Genomic DNA, 15,400 nt, shown 5'->3' with positions numbered 1-15,400 from the left:
GTTCTTTTGTGGCAAAAGTCGCCATGCTCGTTTCATTCGTATAAAATTTATTTAACTCATTGGCCGAATGGAACTCGTATGGCTTAATAAAATTTATACATGCTCTTTTGTGGCAAAAAGTCGCCATGCTCGTTTCATCAGTATAATATTTAGTTAATTTATTGGTCTCATGGAATTCACATGACTTAATAAGTTTGAAGTTATTAGTTAAAAGGCCAGCCCCTAACATCCTGATCGCCTAATAACCTTTTGGCCTAACAGGCTAATGTCCTAATAACCTAATCGTCTATCTGTCTAATGGCCTAATAACCTATTGGCCTAATCGCCTAATAACCTAATCGCCTATCAGCCTAATGTCCTAATAACCTATTGGCCTAACAGCCTAATTGCCTAACTTTGTCATGCTCGCTTTGTATTACTGTATAGCTGACTGCCTAATTCACGATATCTTTAAACGCGTTTTTATTGAGTCTTTTTTTTCTTTGCAAATTCCAGTAGGCAAAAACAAAGTACCCGATAGTACAATAAAAACCATATTGATGAAACATTGCTTTATTGATATTGTATGTTTCCATATCCGGACTACCAAACATGGTAATGGCCGACAATGCCAGGATTACCAGTAAACACGCTACCGAAGCATAAGCCAATATTTTAGAGAATAGAGAATTGTCTTTTGGTGAGGCACTTTCAGTTTGGCTTTTTGTTCTTGATATGCAAGGATATCTGCCTTAAGTTGTTTTTCTTCGGCCTCTTCACGGGTGTAATCTTCTTTGGCACCATATCGTTTGGCTAAAAAGGTATATAATATCAGTGAAAAAATCCATGTGGGAATGAAGAGATAATAAAACGACATGATTTGAAGAGCGTTGAGTCCGAATCCGAGGATGAGGCCGGCACCCCAGGAATAGACTGCCGGCTTACTTGTAACCAACTTTTTATAATGAGCCCAGTATCGTGTTAAACCGATTTTGGGAAACAGAAAATGCTCGGCGAAAACAATAGCCCCCACCGGAACCACTATTAAGCCGGCATAGGTAAGCATAGGTAACATTTTGGAAAAAACAAAGGGGAAGCAGGCAATGATAACGGTAAAAATGCCTACCACCAGCGTAGTTCGTCGGCGCGAATGATTGTGAAAGATGGCCTGGGCGGCTAATCCTGCTCTATACAAATTAGCATTTGCAGTAGTCCACCCTGCAACGATGACAATGACAAAGCCTGAAGCACCCAAGGCATAGTAGGCCACATCGCCGGGGTCAAGTTCCACAACAGGTTGGTTTAGCAATACTCCGGCGCCGGCACCCATAATGCCTGCAGCAATCCAGGCAATGTAGTGACCAAACAGCATTCCAAAACTGGAATAGAGTCCGTAGCTCGCCTTTTTGGCGTAACGCAGGATAGCCATATCGATGAGTCCCACATGCGTAATAGTATTGGCGGCCCAGGCAAAGCCTATCACCTCTAATAATCCTATTCCGGATTCTCCGGTGTTGGTAACACCTTTCCAAATAGACTGGTCGCCTATTTTCAAAAACTCTTGCCAGCCTGATATATGCGTAGAACCGATAACCGAATGAGCCAGTGCCGGCAACAATGCCAGGGCGCCGGCAACAAAAAGGGTGAATAACCACGGCGCACAAATACTTGAAAAATCGGCCACCGTATTAAAACCATAAATTGCCACCAAAACAACAACGATGCCAACAGCCAGTACAATGAGAATGAAGCCAACATTTGTCGAATACCAGTTCAATTGGGCGGGGATATTAAACAGAAAACGGACGGCCGAAGAAGAGACCGTAATCATGGCCGCCGAGATGACGGTAAAAATTATTACATTGGCCCAATTGTAAAGCTTGGTCATGGTGTCGCCGGCAATCTTATTCAGATAAGTGTATAGACTGAGTCGGGTTTGAACGGCTATGGGTGACGTTAAAAAAGTCCAGCTTAATACGGCCAGAATATTACCTATGAGCAAGCCCAGCAGTATGTCGCGTGTACCGGCACCTAACACCACAAAGGTGGCTCCTATGACAAATTCTGTAGCTGCCACATGTTCGCCGGCATACAATCCGGCAAAATGTTTTCCGCCATGCAATTGATTTTTGGCGATGGGTAATTGTTCTTCGTCAAGGTGGTCAAAATTGGGGATGGAATGCTCTTTCATTATTCCGTTTTTTTTGATGTAAATTTTTTCTGTCAGTTGAGGTCGCAAACATTAAAACAAGGAAATGCCCAGCTGCAGTGCTCCCACTTTGGTTTCGGGATTCCAAAGAGCGGTGGCTGAAACAGGGAAATTTCCCGATAGTATTTCAACATCTCGTTGAAGGGTCAGTCCAAAAGCAGTGATATTGGCGCTGTCACTGTAAAAAGTTTTTTCTGTAGTCAAAGAAAAAGCGCCGCCCAAAAACAGCATTACCTGTGTTTTTTGCATGGGGAATAAAAGGTATCTAAGTTCGGCATAGGTTGAGTAGGAATCACTTACCGAGCCGTCGTTATTGACTTCAAAGTCGCCCCCATTCCCAAACAAAATTGTTGACCAGTAAACGGTTAAAGGTGTTTGCTCAGAAAGGGTATATTCCAGAACCACATCAACAAAATTGGGTGAGGTATATTTGTCATAGCTAAAAATATTCACCTCCTCCGAATTACTGTAATTGTTATGGCTGATAAGAGAGACCCGGAAGTTGGGCTTAAAACGATAGTGTGCATAGTAAGAGAATTCTTTGTAGTCGCCACTAAATCCGGCACCTCCCCACAATCCGGCCGTGAATTTCTGATTGGTTGATTTATATTCTATTGCCGAAGCAAACATTGCCCCAGGGGTCACTACGCCGCCATGCCACAAATGCATGTTTTTTACATCCAGATGAAGGTCAAAACGTTCTGATACAGCTTGTTCCTCTTGTGCGTGCATCAATGCCGGCATCAACAGACTACACAAAACAAGCATAGGGGTTAAACCGGGCTCCATAAAACGTAAAATCGACCCAATCACATGTTTTTTACATTTATCTTCATCTTTTATCATTGCTTTGTCCTCTAAATTAGGTTATTATCCGGTTCTGTTGTTAAAACGTAAAAAATACGCTTGCGGAACAAATGTATCAAATTAATTTTATCAAAAACAAACATTTTTATCAAAATATTTCCATAAATTCTTTATTTGATTGAAAATAAGGCAAATATAATTACATGTTTTTTAACATGTTTAGTTAAAGGCATTGGTTTTAACCCAATTTCCGATGTCTTTAATGACGAAATAAATCCAATAAAACGTTTAATTGTCTGTTTTATTTGTCGGTTGGTTGTTCTTGCATTTATTGGTATTTTCAAAATAGATATTTATATTTGTTGAAATTTTTTAATTAAAACGTATATTCGACGTTTATAATATGGATTTCAGAAAGGTTCCAAATATTTCGATTGATTGTATCATCTTTGGTCTGTCAACCAACGGGATAAATATTCTTTTGTCAAAGAGAGTGTTAAACATGCACGATGACCAATACCCGGTTATTGACGACTGGATGCTGACAAGTGGATATATTATGAAAGATGAAAGTTTGGATGAAGCGGCCCTGAGGATATTTAGCAACCTCACCGGTTTAAAACAGGTTTACTACAAACAATTTGGCACCTTCGGCAATCCTGACCGTGTAAAAAACAATAAAGACCTCCTGTGGATGCTCAGCCGTGACATAAATCCGCGTGTTATATCCGTAGCTTATTACTTTCTTCTTTCCAAAGAGAAAGTTACGCTAAAAAAACAAAATGTAAAATGGTTTTCCATAAAACAAATACCCCAACTGGGCTTCGACCATGAAGATATTATTGCGAGTGCTTATGACGATTTGAAACAGAAAGTATTGACAGAGCCTGTTATCTTTGAGCTCCTGCCCGATAAATTCACTTTAAACGAGTTACAGCAGGCCTACGAATCGGTGCTGGATATTAAAATCGACAATCGTAACTTTAGAAAAAAAATTATCTCCAAAACCTATATTGTTCCTTTAGCAGAAAAACGTACAGGGGTATCAAAGAAACCGGCCAATTTGTATATGTTTAGCCGGGATATTTACGAAAAAACCAAGTCGAAACACCAGCTCATTAATTTTTAAAGAGTCAGAATAATACCTCAAGCCGGGGATTCCATCGTATATGACTTTCGGTGAGTAAAGGACTTAGGTCGTATAGTATGGAAAGGCAGAATGGCTGTCGGGTAGAGGTTGAAGAGGGGAAAGGCGGACACCTAATTGTCTCCTTACGTCTGCGTGGATTTGCAATTCACATTGAAAAATTTCCCAATCCAACACGAAAATTATTGAAGGTTTAAATACAATTTAATTTTTTCGGATATGAGGACGGGATTATAAATCCCGTTATTAGGGCGTTGTGGATTGTAAATACACAACGACCAAGGGTTTTATAATCTCTTTGGTGGAAAAACCGTAAAAAAATTGCTCATAACTTACCAAAAATTTTTTCTCATAGGTTAGCAGGAAAAATTTTTCATAAGGCAGGCAGAAAAAATTTGGCAGCGTTAACGGAATTTTTTGGCAGCCTTAACGAAACTTTTCGGTAGCCTTACGGAAATTTTTTCGTTAGGTTAACGAAACTTTTTGGCAGCCTTAACCAAAATTTTTCTTTAAGCCTTACGAGAAATTTTTCCGGTAACCTACAGGAAATTTTTTGCATAAGGCAGAGAGAAAAATTTCACTTAACTTATCCGGAATTTTTTTTGTAACCTACATGTCTGCGTGGATTTGTAATCCACGCAGAACTAAAGAGTGGATTTGCAATCCACAAAAGCAAAACCAAAGGTAAAGATATTGATATATCAGGCATAAAAGCCAATGAATTATAGTTTTTTGCTAAGTGGAAAAAACGTAATTTAAATGGGATTACAAATCCCGGTATTAAAGCGTTGTGGATTAGGAAATCCACAACGACGATGAAACAGGTGGGATGGTAGTAGTAAGGTTATTTCTGATGTTGAGAAAGGTTATCCTAAGTGTTGGGAAAGGTTATCCCAAGTGTCGGGATAAGGTTATCCCGGATGTTGGGAAAGGTTATCCCAAGTGTTGGGAAAGGTTATCCCTGATGTTGGGAAAGGTTATCTCACGTCTGCGTGGATTTGTAATCCACGCAGAACTAAGTGGATTTGCAATCCACAAAAGCAAAACCAAAGGTAAAGATATTGATATATCAGGCATAAAAGCCAATGAATTATAGTTTTTTGCTAAGTGGAAAAAAACGTAATTTAAATGGGATTACAAATCCCGGTATTAAAGCGTTGTGGATTGGGAAATCCACAACGACGATGAGCGGTTGAATGTGAAACAGGTGGGATGGTAGTAGTAAGGTTATTTCTGATGTTGAGAAAGGTTATCCCAAGTGTTGGGAAAGGTTATCCCCGGTGTCGGGATAAGGTTATCCCAAGTGTTGGGAAAGGTTATCCCAAGTGTCGGGATAAGGTTATCCCGGATGTCGGGAAAGGTTATCCTAAGTATTGGGAAAGGTTATCTCCGACACTGGCACATTTTGACCGAAATCGGTGGCATAGTCTGACCGAAATAGCCAACTCCGAATGTTCAAATACAAGTCCCATTTGACACGTTGTTGTTGATTGCAAGCTATAACAACAGGGATTATAAAAAAAGACGACCCGTAAAATTACGAATCGTCTTTAATGGTCGGTCCGCAGGGACTCGAACCCTGGACCCGCTGATTAAGAGTCAGCTGCTCTACCAGCTGAGCTACGGACCGTTTTAAAGGATGCGCAAAAGTACGCATTTCCGCCAAAAATCTGAAAAAAATAGCCATTAATTTTTCCGCGAGTAAGGATTTTGTTGACAATTAGTGTGGTAAATTTTATTGGTCCAGTACGGACTTTGGGGAAATTTGTAAGCCATAATGGAAAAATGGGGAAAAATAATTTGGGGTAGGGAATAAGGTGGGAGAGAAGTTCCAGTTAAAACTTCGAAAATGGATATAAAAAATTGGTTAACTCGTCTTTTTAAACTGATTACCAATACCGGCAAAGGCTTTTAATTCATTGAAATCGATATGGTCATCCAGATGTTTGCCATAATGGGCTTTGACAATTTTAAAGTTTTCATCGATAAGAAAATCGGCCGGAATAAGATTCATGCTTGCATCTTTATCCTGAGGTAGATTCAGCTCTTTGGTTTCCTTTTTAGCCTGATTTAAATTGGCCACAAACATGGTTTTCATCATTTTTATCGTAGATTGTTCCACCCCGTAAAGTTTGTAAATTTTCTTTTCCGGGTCACCAATTAATGGCCATGGGCTGATACCGCGATGGAAAGAGCTGGATAGGAGTTTCTCATTGGAGCTTTCGAATAAAAGAACCAGTTGTACCCCCGCATTTTTAAAATGAATATTGTTAAACATCAATTGATGAACTCTGCGGTTGCAAAAAGGACAATTTACATTTCTGAAAAAACTCAATATGATTTTCTGGCCCCGATAATTTGATAAACGTATTTCCTTGCCATGAATGTCTTGGGCCGTAAAATCGATGGCGTTATTACCTGATTGCAGTTTCATATTATAAGATTTTTAACTTGGATATCCTTTTAAAAGTGGTTTAAATTGTTTGGCAAAACCAAAATTACAAAAATGAAGCTGTCCCTATTTTCCGGGACAGCTCAATTTTGGGAAAAATAACTTAGTTTATCTTGTTTTTAGCACTGAGCAGAGCTTTTATGATTTCTTCGTTACTTTTGGCGACACTGACTTTGTTAATAAACGTTTTGTTTTTTGCATCAAACAGATAGACCACTCCGGTCCCTTTATGTTGGGTCATAACCTTATCGAGGCCTACATCTTTTAAGGCCTGTGCCGATTGTGCCTTGGTGTCGTCATTGGTAAGGTCATTGACAACAAATTTGATAGTTCCATCGGTATTCGCTTCTTTAAAGGCTTCCTGTGCTCGTTCACCATTGTGTTGACAGGTGGGGCACCATTCTGCATGATTCACCACTGCTAAAACCTTTACATCTGATTGTGATAGGACCGACAAGGATACCAAAAGGAAGAGTGTCAGAGTTACTAAAATTGATTTTGCTTTCATAATTGTAAAATTTTATTTAGTTATTGGTTGAATGAAACAAGCATGAACAAAAAAGTTCAAAGATTGTAGTTCAAAGTTGTTTGAAGCACTCTGGCGGCCTAATCGCCTAACAGTCTATTGCCCTTGCTTTTTTATATAAAACTTAGTTTGGGCTGCTCGTTTTGTTATTTAAAAAGTTGATGTTTAGAAACTTATAATGTGGAATCCCTCCGCTATGAGGGTGCGAATGCTGGGATGGTCCTTGTATTCACTTAATAAGGGAATACCGGCCTTTTCCACCTGGCTTTTTACACCGTAAGCCTTGGCACAAAACGAACAAGCGCCTGTTATTTTATCCTTTAGCGCCTTGTACATCGCATGCACTTTATGGTCTTCTTTTTCGAGTTCACCAATCCATTTGGTTCCGGCGCCTTCGAAAATGATTTTAAGTTGGTCGCCGGCTTCAGTGGCCTCACTGGCCAGGGTAAAGGCATTGGCAACTTTTCCTAATGCTTCTGCACTGTTGGTGTCAGAAAACACTAAAATGGCAATCTTTGTCATAACTGTTTATTTTTAAGTGAGACTTGTTTTGATTTACTACATTGGTCGGTGCATTTTCTTTTTCCTGACAGCGAAAATTTATTTTAACAAAAGATTAAGAAAAATTAATAGGTGTTAACTTTTGGGGCGTGGTTCGATGATGAGATGGTTTGTGAAGTATGCGTGATTTACTATCCACAAAAACAAATTCCAATAAAAAGATATTGATATAGCAGGCATAAAAGCCAGTGAATCATAATTTAGGGCTAAGTGGAAAAACCCCTCGTAGGCGTGGATTTGTAATCCATGCCGGAAAAAAACATTGGATTTGCAAGCCCCAAAAATTAATCCAAAGAAAAGTTGATGGAAAAAATTGAAAGATAATTAGTAAGTCCTAATTTCAGAAAATGAAGGAAAATTGGACTAGTCCGGGATTGCAAATCCCTGGATTAAGACGTTGTGGATTACAAATCCACAACGACATGGTTAATTGGGAAAAACAGTAATTAAAACGGAATTGCAAATCCCGGAAATAAAGCGTTGTGGATTCGGAAATCCACAACGACGATAGCTAAGTGAAAAATAAAGGAATTCTTCACAGAATAAAAATTATAGATTTGTAATCGAGAGGAAACAGATTGAAAAGAATGAGGTATGGATATAGCTCGCAGAATAACCCGTGAGATATATTTTTCTACCATGACTGTTGTAAACTGGGTAGATGTATTCACTCGACCTTGTCATAAGCATATCATAGTTGATGCCTTGAAATACTGTCAGGAAAATAAAGGGTTAATACTGTATGCATGGGTTTTGATGAGTAACCATCTTCATTTGATTTCAGGAGCAAAAGAAGGTGTAAAACATTCTGATATTATCAGGGATTTTAAAAAATTTACCAGCAAAAAGATAGTTGAGGCTATTAAAACACAAGCAGAAAGTCGGAGAGAGTGGATGTTGGATATTTTTTACAAAGCCGGGCGGTATAATAAAAAAATAAAAAATTTCACCGTTTGGCAGAGGGGAAATGCTGAACAAGAGATATTTCTTGAGGATTTTTTGAAGCAGAAATTAAATTACATTCATATGAATCCTGTAGTCGCAGAAATAGTTGACGAGCCTCATGAATATAAATATAGCTCTGCGAAAAATTATGCGGGTGAGCCCGGCTTGTTGCAAGTGGAATTATTGTTTTAGCTATCTCGTAGGCGTGGATTTGTAATCCACGCCGGAAAAAACATTGGATTTGCAATCCCCCCAAAAATTAATCCAAAGAAAAGTTGATGGAAAAAATTGAAAGATAATTAGTAAGTCCTAATTTCAGAAAATGAAGGAAAATTGTTCTAGTCCGGGATTGCAAATCCCTGGATTAAGACGTTGTGGATTACAAATCCACAACGACATGGTTCCTTATCGGAAACTTTATGTAATGCCCAGGAATATAAATCACCGGCATAGCTCTCTACCAGATGGGTGAGGTCTACTCTCTTTTCCACTGACATTTATGAAGAAATTTAAATACCACAACGTGTTTTTGTCAGGCGCTACTCTGATGGCCATTGGCTTTGTCACCATTGGTTAAAGGTAAAAAAGATTTTTTATCCCTATGAACTTATCTGTATTCCTTTCATCATGAAACTCGAATGACTTATCCTTGCGGTTTATACAGACTATTATATACAAAAGGATAAATTTTACAGGCCACACAAATGCCAAAGGCCGCTTCCAGAAAAGAAAACAAACCAAGGATGGAGGTCAGAATAATGGCTGTTGCCGGGTATTGAAGTATGGTCGTCACCAGTATGGCAACACTGAAGAGAAGACCGATGCGCGCAGCAAAAATCTTTGGTCCGGCATTGATCATCCGTGGTGGTAGAGACAATTGCTTTACCATTTGTCGGGAGATAATTCCTATCGGACTGTATGGCGAAAGCCTGGTTGACCTCAACAAAAAATCGAGTGCCAGAAAGGCCATGAGCCAGAACCATCCACTATAGACAAAAGCTAACAATATTAGAAAGGTAAATGCCCCGTTGATTCTTGCAACGTTTTCATTGATCTTATGTGGCGATATGGGACAAAAGGCGTATGTTTTCATATTCTGTTTGAATCATTAATGTTTGTACGAATTATTAATTTAAAGAGATTGGCATGCCATATTGTTTGGTGCTGCCGGTTCTCCTTTTAATGAGTCGGGAATTTGTCGGGGGAATACCCCATTCCTGACAAATTATTTTGAAATAATTTTTTGTTACAAAGATAACATGCATTAAGTGCACAGGCAGAAAGGGGGGTAATTAAAGTTTATTATTTCGGGATGGTTTTCTCATTGGGCGGAGTTCATGCCAGGTCTTTGGGTTAATTTATGTGATACGCTTCCAAGCCTTAAACAAGAACTTTGAAAGCCGCTTCAGAGAATCATATAAGCCGTTTTTAGGAATATTAGCAGCCCCAACGTTGGTGTGGATTTCAACACTACACCTCTTGGGGCCAACCGATTTAAACCATTGGAAACAAATAAATCACAAATACAAAGCATCCAATAAGGATAATAATAATGGTTAAAAGCATGGAAAGAACAAATGATGTGGAGTAGGTTCGGTTGTTAAGTTGTTTCCCTATCTTCCTGAAACGAATCCATGCCAAAAGCGATAAAACAATTCCGGCGGCTACCATGATAATTCCCAGGTGGTTTGAAAATTCGACAGTGGCATCATTCTGCGGCTCTACCCATAAAGCCAGTTCCTGAAGGAAAAACGAGAATTTAATGATTACAAAACCAAAGCCCATCAGGGCAAGGCTGGTTCGTATCCAAGCCAGAAATGTCCGTTCATTGGCAAGATGCTCTCGCAATAAATCAAAATGGTTTTCTTCTTTCATTTTTTTGTATAAAATTAATGTATTTGTTGGATAGGCTTTGCATTTCTAATTGCAGATGCACAGCGAAGGATGTAAATTCTTCATCCCTTGGCTTTTGATGACCTTAATGTTTTGGATTTCTAAGAGACCAGGAAGCCGTTATTAAGAATTCTCTTGGGCGCAGGGAATATTCGGTTTGTAAATAGGCTAAATTTGATTCGCGGGTTTTGACAATTTTGTGAGTATTAAAAATATTTCGGCATTGGAGTTTAATGTTTATTCGCCTTCCATTGGGGTTAAAACGGTAAACAATATTGGAGAACAGAGATTCTACTGTTTTCATATTTTCTCTTCCAAAAATGAAATATTCTGTTTCGAAGCCTATCGAGTGTTGTTTATTAGGATAAAAAAAGAAATTAAGATTATGGCCGGTTTCTGTAATGTCGGATGTTGATTGATATAACTGTAATGAAGTTTTTGAAAAGTGACAGGAATATTCGACAGTCCATGACCTGTTTCCGGTATAAAGGATTTTGGGAACCAATTCATATTTCTTTTGTTGCATTTTGCTAGGCTGTCCGTTCAGAAAATAATCGGATATAGTTTGGTTAAACCTGCTCTTCATCCCTAATGTTGTCTTTAGGTCGTGGATAAACCAGGTGAATTCTGACGACAGATTTCTGAAGTGGCTGCGGTTGTCGTATCTGACAGCTTGATATAAAAAGGTTCCGTCGTCATTGGATATTTGGTTGGTCAGGAATTTTTTTGAGTTGACCGATTCTTGCCAGCTAAGTGTTCCCCAAAGACCGGCTAAAGGATTTCTGAAGTTAACTTTTGTTTGGTATGAGGCCGAAGAGACCAGGTCTATTTCCATATCGTTTTTTTGAATAAGTCGGTGACTAATAGTAATGTAACCTTGTGTTAGCTTGTTTGGGTCGCTCAGTGTTTTTGAGTAATTAGCCGAGAAGTTGGCTGAGATATATCCTGATGGTTTGTAGTTTGCCGAGATAAAAGGATTTCCCAGTAAATTGTACGTTTTGTTGGTGGCGCTGTGTATGTGGTCGTCAATATCTAAGATGATATATCTCAGGGGAAATCCTATTTTTAAGATGAGTTTTTTCTTTTTGTATTCAATGGATTCTCTGAATTCTAGGGTTGTTTGATGCCATTTAAGCATATTTTTGAGGGAGTCGGAATCAATCAGATATCCATTGCTTTTTATTTTTGTTTCGTGGGATTGAATTTCATGGTTCAAAGCTAAGGACGAACTAAGGATAAAATCTCCAAAAGAAAGACCATACCTGGCTTCATTCTCTGTTATCAAATTTTTGTTAAGTATTTGTTGTACGGTGCCGTCACTATCTTCCACCACCAAAGAATGAACACCCGGTTCAAAGATGAGTTGTTGCGGGGAATGATTGAAGTCAATTACCGAATTTATTTGCAGGAAGTTTTTCTTTATTGGGATGAGTATTTGAAAATCATTGGATAATGTTTGGTGATAGAGCTCAGCATTTATCTGTTGCATTTCGGAATTAAAAATGTTAGCAGCATTTTTGTCTCGAAACAAGCCATAGCTTAGTTGGTTTTCCAAATAGACGGAAGAAACATTTCGTGTGAGTGTAAGGTTGGAAATTAAACTGTTTCTGAATAAATTGTTAAACTGTTTTTCTGAAATGGTTAAGGCGGAATCTTCTAAAAAGTACTTGGTGGTAATAGATTGTACATCGTCAATATTATCTCTGTAATAAGAGCCGTTAATTTTAAGTTCAGTATCGGAATTTAGTTTGATAAGATGGTTATATGTTACCAGATGTGCATTATTATCAAGATATCTATTTTGGGGGATGTTCGGAAATGAGATGTTGGGAATGGAAATTAATTGAGGTTTTAGCGTTATCATTCCATTGAGTTCTCCGTTACTGTAGGTTAGGGGTTGATGCTGAAATTGAAGGTTATTGCCAATGTTATTGGTTTGCCAGGAAGCTATTATTTGTTGATTTTTTTGAAACAGCATAGGCGTGAGATTGATATCCCAAAGCAAAGGGCTAAAACCAACGGTGGTCTGGGCTGTTCCTGTAATTGTAACATTTTTTTTTAAGCGGATGTTGATGGAGGTTGCATCTGTGGCAATGACGCCATCAATAGCTTTAATGGGCTGGTGGTTGTGAAGCACTTCTACGGCACTGACCGATTCGTATGGTAAATTTTTGTTAGCCAGTGGGTATCTTCTGCCAAGCAGGTCCTGTCCTTCGATATAGTATTTTTGAATGTCGCGACCCATATAGGAAATTTTGCCGGAAGGACTCACTTCAAAACCGGGCATTTTGCTTATGACATCGCCAATAGAAAAGTCTTTCTCTTGTGCGAATGCATTTACTATATATGTGGTGGTATCTTTCCCCGAGATAATGGGATATCCTTTTACCGTTACTTCTTTTATATTAAAGGTTTCGCTCACTAGGTGCAGCGTTAGGTTTTGGCTTTTGTTTGCTAATACTAGTGTTGTGTCTCTAAAGGATAATGATTTTGCCGTCAATGCAATAGAATCCTCTTTTGAATTTATTTCTACGCTGAAATATCCTTTGTTATCAGAAAATCCGAAAGCAATTATTTGTTGGAAATTATTGGGAGGATGAAATATGATATTGACGCCATTGACACTTGTTGCATCTGATGAAACAAGTGTGCCACTTATTGTAACCTGAGCAAGAGAAGGTGCAAGCGTTTGTAATAGAAATATTAACGTTGTTATATAAAGGTGGCAGAACAGCCTTTTCTTATCAAAGGTATTCATACTTATTATTGCGGTGAGGTTTATTAAATTGGTTCCACGTCGGTATGGACTGCAAATCCACACCGGACAAAAGCAATGGATGTGTAATTCAAAAGAGAAGAATGTTAGCTATTTTCTCCAGTCATATCGAATCCAAAATTTATTGAATGGGTTTAATGCGCTTTAGTTTTTTGTTTAAATCAAATGATTTTTAATATCGTTCAATAAAGTTGTTTCTCATTTTAGTTCTGCGTAAAACTTGTCCTAAATTTTCTTCTGAAAACTCCGACATGTTAGAAAATTTTTCATATCGATGGTTGTTCACCTGTTCAATAACTTTGATGTATTGTTGGGGAGTTATGGTGATGTATGATTTATGCTGGTAATATATAGGTTTTAGATATTTTGGCTTTCGAGTACTTAACAATTCAAAACGGTGTTGCTTTTGTGAATCTTCAATAAGTACTATTAACCCCGGTAGTCCGTAAAATTTGTAAGGCCCATCGCTAACTGGTATTTCTGGAGTAAACCAGGCAGTGTAATCGCGGCCTGCGAAGTGAGTCCTTGCTTTTTTGCAGGGATATCCAAGAATAATAGTGTCGGCACTGTTGATGATTGACCATTGGTACCTGATTTTTTGAACAACCCTATAATAATTATCCGGCGACAGGACAGAGGTCATCTCAATGCTTCCTTTTTCGAGGAAACTTTTGTAAATAGAATAATCGGCCAGGATATTTCCCGGCTGTGAGGTCATAAGTGGTAACAGTTGGTTAATAATGTGTTGAGTATCGGTATTTTTATTGGCTTCAAATATGGAGTCTTGTGCAGGAATATTTTCTCCTGTAAATCTCGAAAATCGATTCCCTAATTGCAAAACCATAAGTTGGCTTTTTATTGAGCTTTCTGACATTGAGTCTTGCTGAAACATATATTCGTAAACAAATTCTGTTTTTACAGTGTCAATAATCTCTCGCTCTTGTGAGTATGTCAAAATGGGTAGCAAGAGAAATACATATTTGATAATAATACCCGGTGTTTTCATTTTTTATTTCTGAGGAAATCTATTTTAATAGTGAGTTAAATTGTGGCTTCCAAGATTCCCATTTAACCGGAATATTTTTATTTCCGGAAACGGAAATTTTGGATAGCCACATCCAATTTCAGAAAAGGGTGAAACTGATTTTTATATTCTTGGAATTTAACAGGTTATCTCTATGACCTCTTTGATTATTTCGGCAACTTGTTCAGTTGTCCCGCATGCTGATGTTACAGTACCCTTTCCATTATTACAATCAATGGCTACAGTTACACAATCGGCAGAAACCTCATTGATACCTGCCGTGCCAGTCAGCATAGTGATTATCATTGTAAAAATTAATCCTGTTTTTTTCATGACACAAAGATTTTTGATTAAACTTAGTTTTATTCTCATACTCAAAACGCTTTTCGGGAACCGTTCCGGCTATTTTTAAAAGCTTTCGCCGGAAAACTATACCGTTACAGGCAAGGAAGTTATCCATTACCGTTGACTGCTTCCGAAAACTGGCAATATTGCCTTCTGATTTTCGTGTGTTTGATTATCTTTGTTAGCCTTTGTATGGTTTAGGTGACAATTGTGTAGGTGTGTAATTAGGGGAACCGACTGTGCAAGGGTTCCTTTTTCTTTTTAACAAGGGTTGCCAGCCCTGCCAAAAAGAGGATATTTTTTAGTCAATATTGAATAGTCCATAGAGGTAGTAGCCTTTACTATCGATAAAATGAATTTCGTAAATACCCTTATTCCAGAACGAAATGTCAATGATGACATTGGCTGTAATGGAGGTATTGATGCTTTGTTCCCATTTTACTACATTTGAGGAAGAACTGATGACAATGCTAATGGTTCCCAATTTTTTTTTGAGGAAACTGATGTTTAATTGATTATTGAGAATAAAAGCCCTGATAGGGTTTGAAGCCGATTTGAGTCCGGGTGTGGATAGTGAGCCCAAGAGTTCGATTTCTTTTTTTGAATCTACTGCTAGAAGAATATCTTGATAAGCCAAAGAACAAAACGGTAAAATGGCACTGTTTAAAAAGACAAGGGTTAAGATGTATTTTAGCATGTTTATGGGTTTTAAGTGATTAACAATAGCAAAATTATT

At 38.2% G+C, this 15,400-nt stretch carries 16 protein-coding genes and 1 tRNA gene; 4 read left to right on the top strand and 13 right to left on the bottom strand.

Annotation, left to right across the window (positions count from 1 at the left end; genetic code table 11):
- Positions 1-631: 631 nt before the first annotated feature.
- Positions 632-2,170: a purine-cytosine permease family protein gene (locus tag BM130_RS02005; protein WP_202796535.1), complete on the bottom strand. Its 1,539-nt coding sequence runs from the start codon at positions 2,168-2,170 to the stop codon at positions 632-634.
- Positions 2,171-2,221: 51 nt separating this feature from the next.
- Positions 2,222-3,034 (bottom strand): hypothetical protein, encoded by an 813-nt coding sequence (locus tag BM130_RS02000; protein ID WP_010528300.1) that lies wholly within the window; start codon positions 3,032-3,034, stop codon positions 2,222-2,224.
- Between the two features lie 364 nt (positions 3,035-3,398).
- Here BM130_RS02000 and BM130_RS01990 point away from each other — a divergent pair, with 364 nt between their 5' ends.
- The 3 genes from BM130_RS01990 (at position 3,399) to BM130_RS01980 (ending at position 5,618) form a co-directional block, all read left to right on the top strand.
- Positions 3,399-4,124 carry an NUDIX hydrolase gene (locus tag BM130_RS01990; RefSeq protein ID WP_010528302.1) on the top strand — a complete coding sequence of 242 codons (726 nt, stop codon included), beginning with the start codon at positions 3,399-3,401 and terminating at the stop codon, positions 4,122-4,124.
- Positions 4,125-4,971: 847 nt separating this feature from the next.
- On the top strand, positions 4,972-5,238 hold the full coding sequence (locus tag BM130_RS01985; protein WP_139217716.1) for a hypothetical protein: 267 nt from the start codon (positions 4,972-4,974) through the stop codon (positions 5,236-5,238).
- Between the two features lie 116 nt (positions 5,239-5,354).
- Positions 5,355-5,618, top strand: a complete 264-nt coding sequence (locus BM130_RS01980; RefSeq protein WP_139217715.1) for a hypothetical protein — start codon at positions 5,355-5,357, stop codon at positions 5,616-5,618.
- 78 nt (positions 5,619-5,696) lie between these two features.
- On the opposite strand, the gene BM130_RS01975 is transcribed toward BM130_RS01980, so the two are convergent.
- The 4 genes from BM130_RS01975 to BM130_RS01960 all read right to left on the bottom strand — a co-directional run bounded on the left by BM130_RS01975 (position 5,697) and on the right by BM130_RS01960 (position 7,642).
- Positions 5,697-5,772: transfer RNA gene (locus BM130_RS01975), tRNA-Lys, on the bottom strand.
- 237 nt (positions 5,773-6,009) lie between these two features.
- Entirely contained in the window at positions 6,010-6,576 is a 567-nt protein-coding gene (locus BM130_RS01970; RefSeq protein ID WP_010528322.1) for a peroxiredoxin family protein, read from the bottom strand.
- Between the two features lie 121 nt (positions 6,577-6,697).
- Positions 6,698-7,102 (bottom strand): thioredoxin domain-containing protein, encoded by a 405-nt coding sequence (locus tag BM130_RS01965; RefSeq protein WP_010528323.1) that lies wholly within the window; start codon positions 7,100-7,102, stop codon positions 6,698-6,700.
- A 183-nt stretch (positions 7,103-7,285) separates the two neighbouring features.
- Positions 7,286-7,642: a DsrE family protein gene (locus tag BM130_RS01960; RefSeq protein ID WP_010528324.1), complete on the bottom strand. Its 357-nt coding sequence runs from the start codon at positions 7,640-7,642 to the stop codon at positions 7,286-7,288.
- A gap of 633 nt (positions 7,643-8,275) precedes the next feature.
- Between BM130_RS01960 and BM130_RS01955 the strand changes: the two genes are divergently transcribed.
- Complete coding sequence (locus BM130_RS01955; RefSeq protein WP_074964236.1) at positions 8,276-8,818, top strand: REP-associated tyrosine transposase; 543 nt, start codon at positions 8,276-8,278, stop codon at positions 8,816-8,818.
- Positions 8,819-8,964: 146 nt separating this feature from the next.
- Here the strand turns inward: BM130_RS01955 and BM130_RS15350 are convergent, their stop codons facing one another.
- From BM130_RS15350 to BM130_RS01925, 7 genes are all read right to left on the bottom strand, one after another.
- On the bottom strand, positions 8,965-9,123 hold the full coding sequence (locus BM130_RS15350; RefSeq protein ID WP_175560414.1) for a hypothetical protein: 159 nt from the start codon (positions 9,121-9,123) through the stop codon (positions 8,965-8,967).
- 146 nt (positions 9,124-9,269) lie between these two features.
- Complete coding sequence (locus tag BM130_RS01950; RefSeq protein ID WP_010528740.1) at positions 9,270-9,719, bottom strand: DUF4395 domain-containing protein; 450 nt, start codon at positions 9,717-9,719, stop codon at positions 9,270-9,272.
- Between the two features lie 401 nt (positions 9,720-10,120).
- Positions 10,121-10,501 (bottom strand): YidH family protein, encoded by a 381-nt coding sequence (locus tag BM130_RS01945; RefSeq protein WP_010528739.1) that lies wholly within the window; start codon positions 10,499-10,501, stop codon positions 10,121-10,123.
- Between the two features lie 103 nt (positions 10,502-10,604).
- Positions 10,605-13,277: a hypothetical protein gene (locus BM130_RS01940; RefSeq protein ID WP_010528738.1), complete on the bottom strand. Its 2,673-nt coding sequence runs from the start codon at positions 13,275-13,277 to the stop codon at positions 10,605-10,607.
- A gap of 190 nt (positions 13,278-13,467) precedes the next feature.
- Positions 13,468-14,301 (bottom strand): GLPGLI family protein, encoded by an 834-nt coding sequence (locus BM130_RS01935; protein WP_010528737.1) that lies wholly within the window; start codon positions 14,299-14,301, stop codon positions 13,468-13,470.
- A 156-nt stretch (positions 14,302-14,457) separates the two neighbouring features.
- Positions 14,458-14,652, bottom strand: coding sequence for a hypothetical protein (locus tag BM130_RS01930; protein ID WP_010528736.1), 195 nt, complete (start codon positions 14,650-14,652; stop codon positions 14,458-14,460).
- A 313-nt stretch (positions 14,653-14,965) separates the two neighbouring features.
- The gene (locus BM130_RS01925) at positions 14,966-15,361 is read right to left on the bottom strand and encodes a DUF3244 domain-containing protein (protein ID WP_010528735.1); all 396 of its coding nucleotides are present in this window, start codon (positions 15,359-15,361) and stop codon (positions 14,966-14,968) included.
- Positions 15,362-15,400 lie beyond the last annotated feature (39 nt).

Source organism: Thermophagus xiamenensis, assembly GCF_900112795.1.
Lineage (GTDB): Bacteria > Bacteroidota > Bacteroidia > Bacteroidales > Marinilabiliaceae > Thermophagus > Thermophagus xiamenensis.
This window is presented reverse-complemented; position numbering and strand designations above follow the sequence as displayed.

Bases quoted from the DNA above. Each gene is read 5' to 3' on its own strand.
- BM130_RS15350 (WP_175560414.1), bottom strand. From the start codon at position 9,123: ATGTCAGTGGAAAAGAGAGTAGACCTCACCCATCTGGTAGAGAGCTAT.
- BM130_RS01935 (WP_010528737.1), bottom strand. From the start codon at position 14,301: ATGAAAACACCGGGTATTATTATCAAATATGTATTTCTCTTGCTACCC.
- BM130_RS01980 (WP_139217715.1), top strand. From the start codon at position 5,355: ATGGTAGTAGTAAGGTTATTTCTGATGTTGAGAAAGGTTATCCCAAGT.
- BM130_RS01930 (WP_010528736.1), bottom strand. From the start codon at position 14,652: ATGAAAAAAACAGGATTAATTTTTACAATGATAATCACTATGCTGACT.
- BM130_RS01950 (WP_010528740.1), bottom strand. From the start codon at position 9,719: ATGAAAACATACGCCTTTTGTCCCATATCGCCACATAAGATCAATGAA.
- BM130_RS02000 (WP_010528300.1), bottom strand. From the start codon at position 3,034: ATGATAAAAGATGAAGATAAATGTAAAAAACATGTGATTGGGTCGATT.
- BM130_RS01925 (WP_010528735.1), bottom strand. From the start codon at position 15,361: ATGCTAAAATACATCTTAACCCTTGTCTTTTTAAACAGTGCCATTTTA.
- BM130_RS01985 (WP_139217716.1), top strand. From the start codon at position 4,972: ATGGTAGTAGTAAGGTTATTTCTGATGTTGAGAAAGGTTATCCTAAGT.
- BM130_RS01965 (WP_010528323.1), bottom strand. From the start codon at position 7,102: ATGAAAGCAAAATCAATTTTAGTAACTCTGACACTCTTCCTTTTGGTA.
- BM130_RS01940 (WP_010528738.1), bottom strand. From the start codon at position 13,277: ATGAATACCTTTGATAAGAAAAGGCTGTTCTGCCACCTTTATATAACA.
- BM130_RS02005 (WP_202796535.1), bottom strand. From the start codon at position 2,170: ATGAAAGAGCATTCCATCCCCAATTTTGACCACCTTGACGAAGAACAA.
- BM130_RS01970 (WP_010528322.1), bottom strand. From the start codon at position 6,576: ATGAAACTGCAATCAGGTAATAACGCCATCGATTTTACGGCCCAAGAC.
- BM130_RS01955 (WP_074964236.1), top strand. From the start codon at position 8,276: ATGGATATAGCTCGCAGAATAACCCGTGAGATATATTTTTCTACCATG.
- BM130_RS01990 (WP_010528302.1), top strand. From the start codon at position 3,399: ATGGATTTCAGAAAGGTTCCAAATATTTCGATTGATTGTATCATCTTT.
- BM130_RS01945 (WP_010528739.1), bottom strand. From the start codon at position 10,501: ATGAAAGAAGAAAACCATTTTGATTTATTGCGAGAGCATCTTGCCAAT.
- BM130_RS01960 (WP_010528324.1), bottom strand. From the start codon at position 7,642: ATGACAAAGATTGCCATTTTAGTGTTTTCTGACACCAACAGTGCAGAA.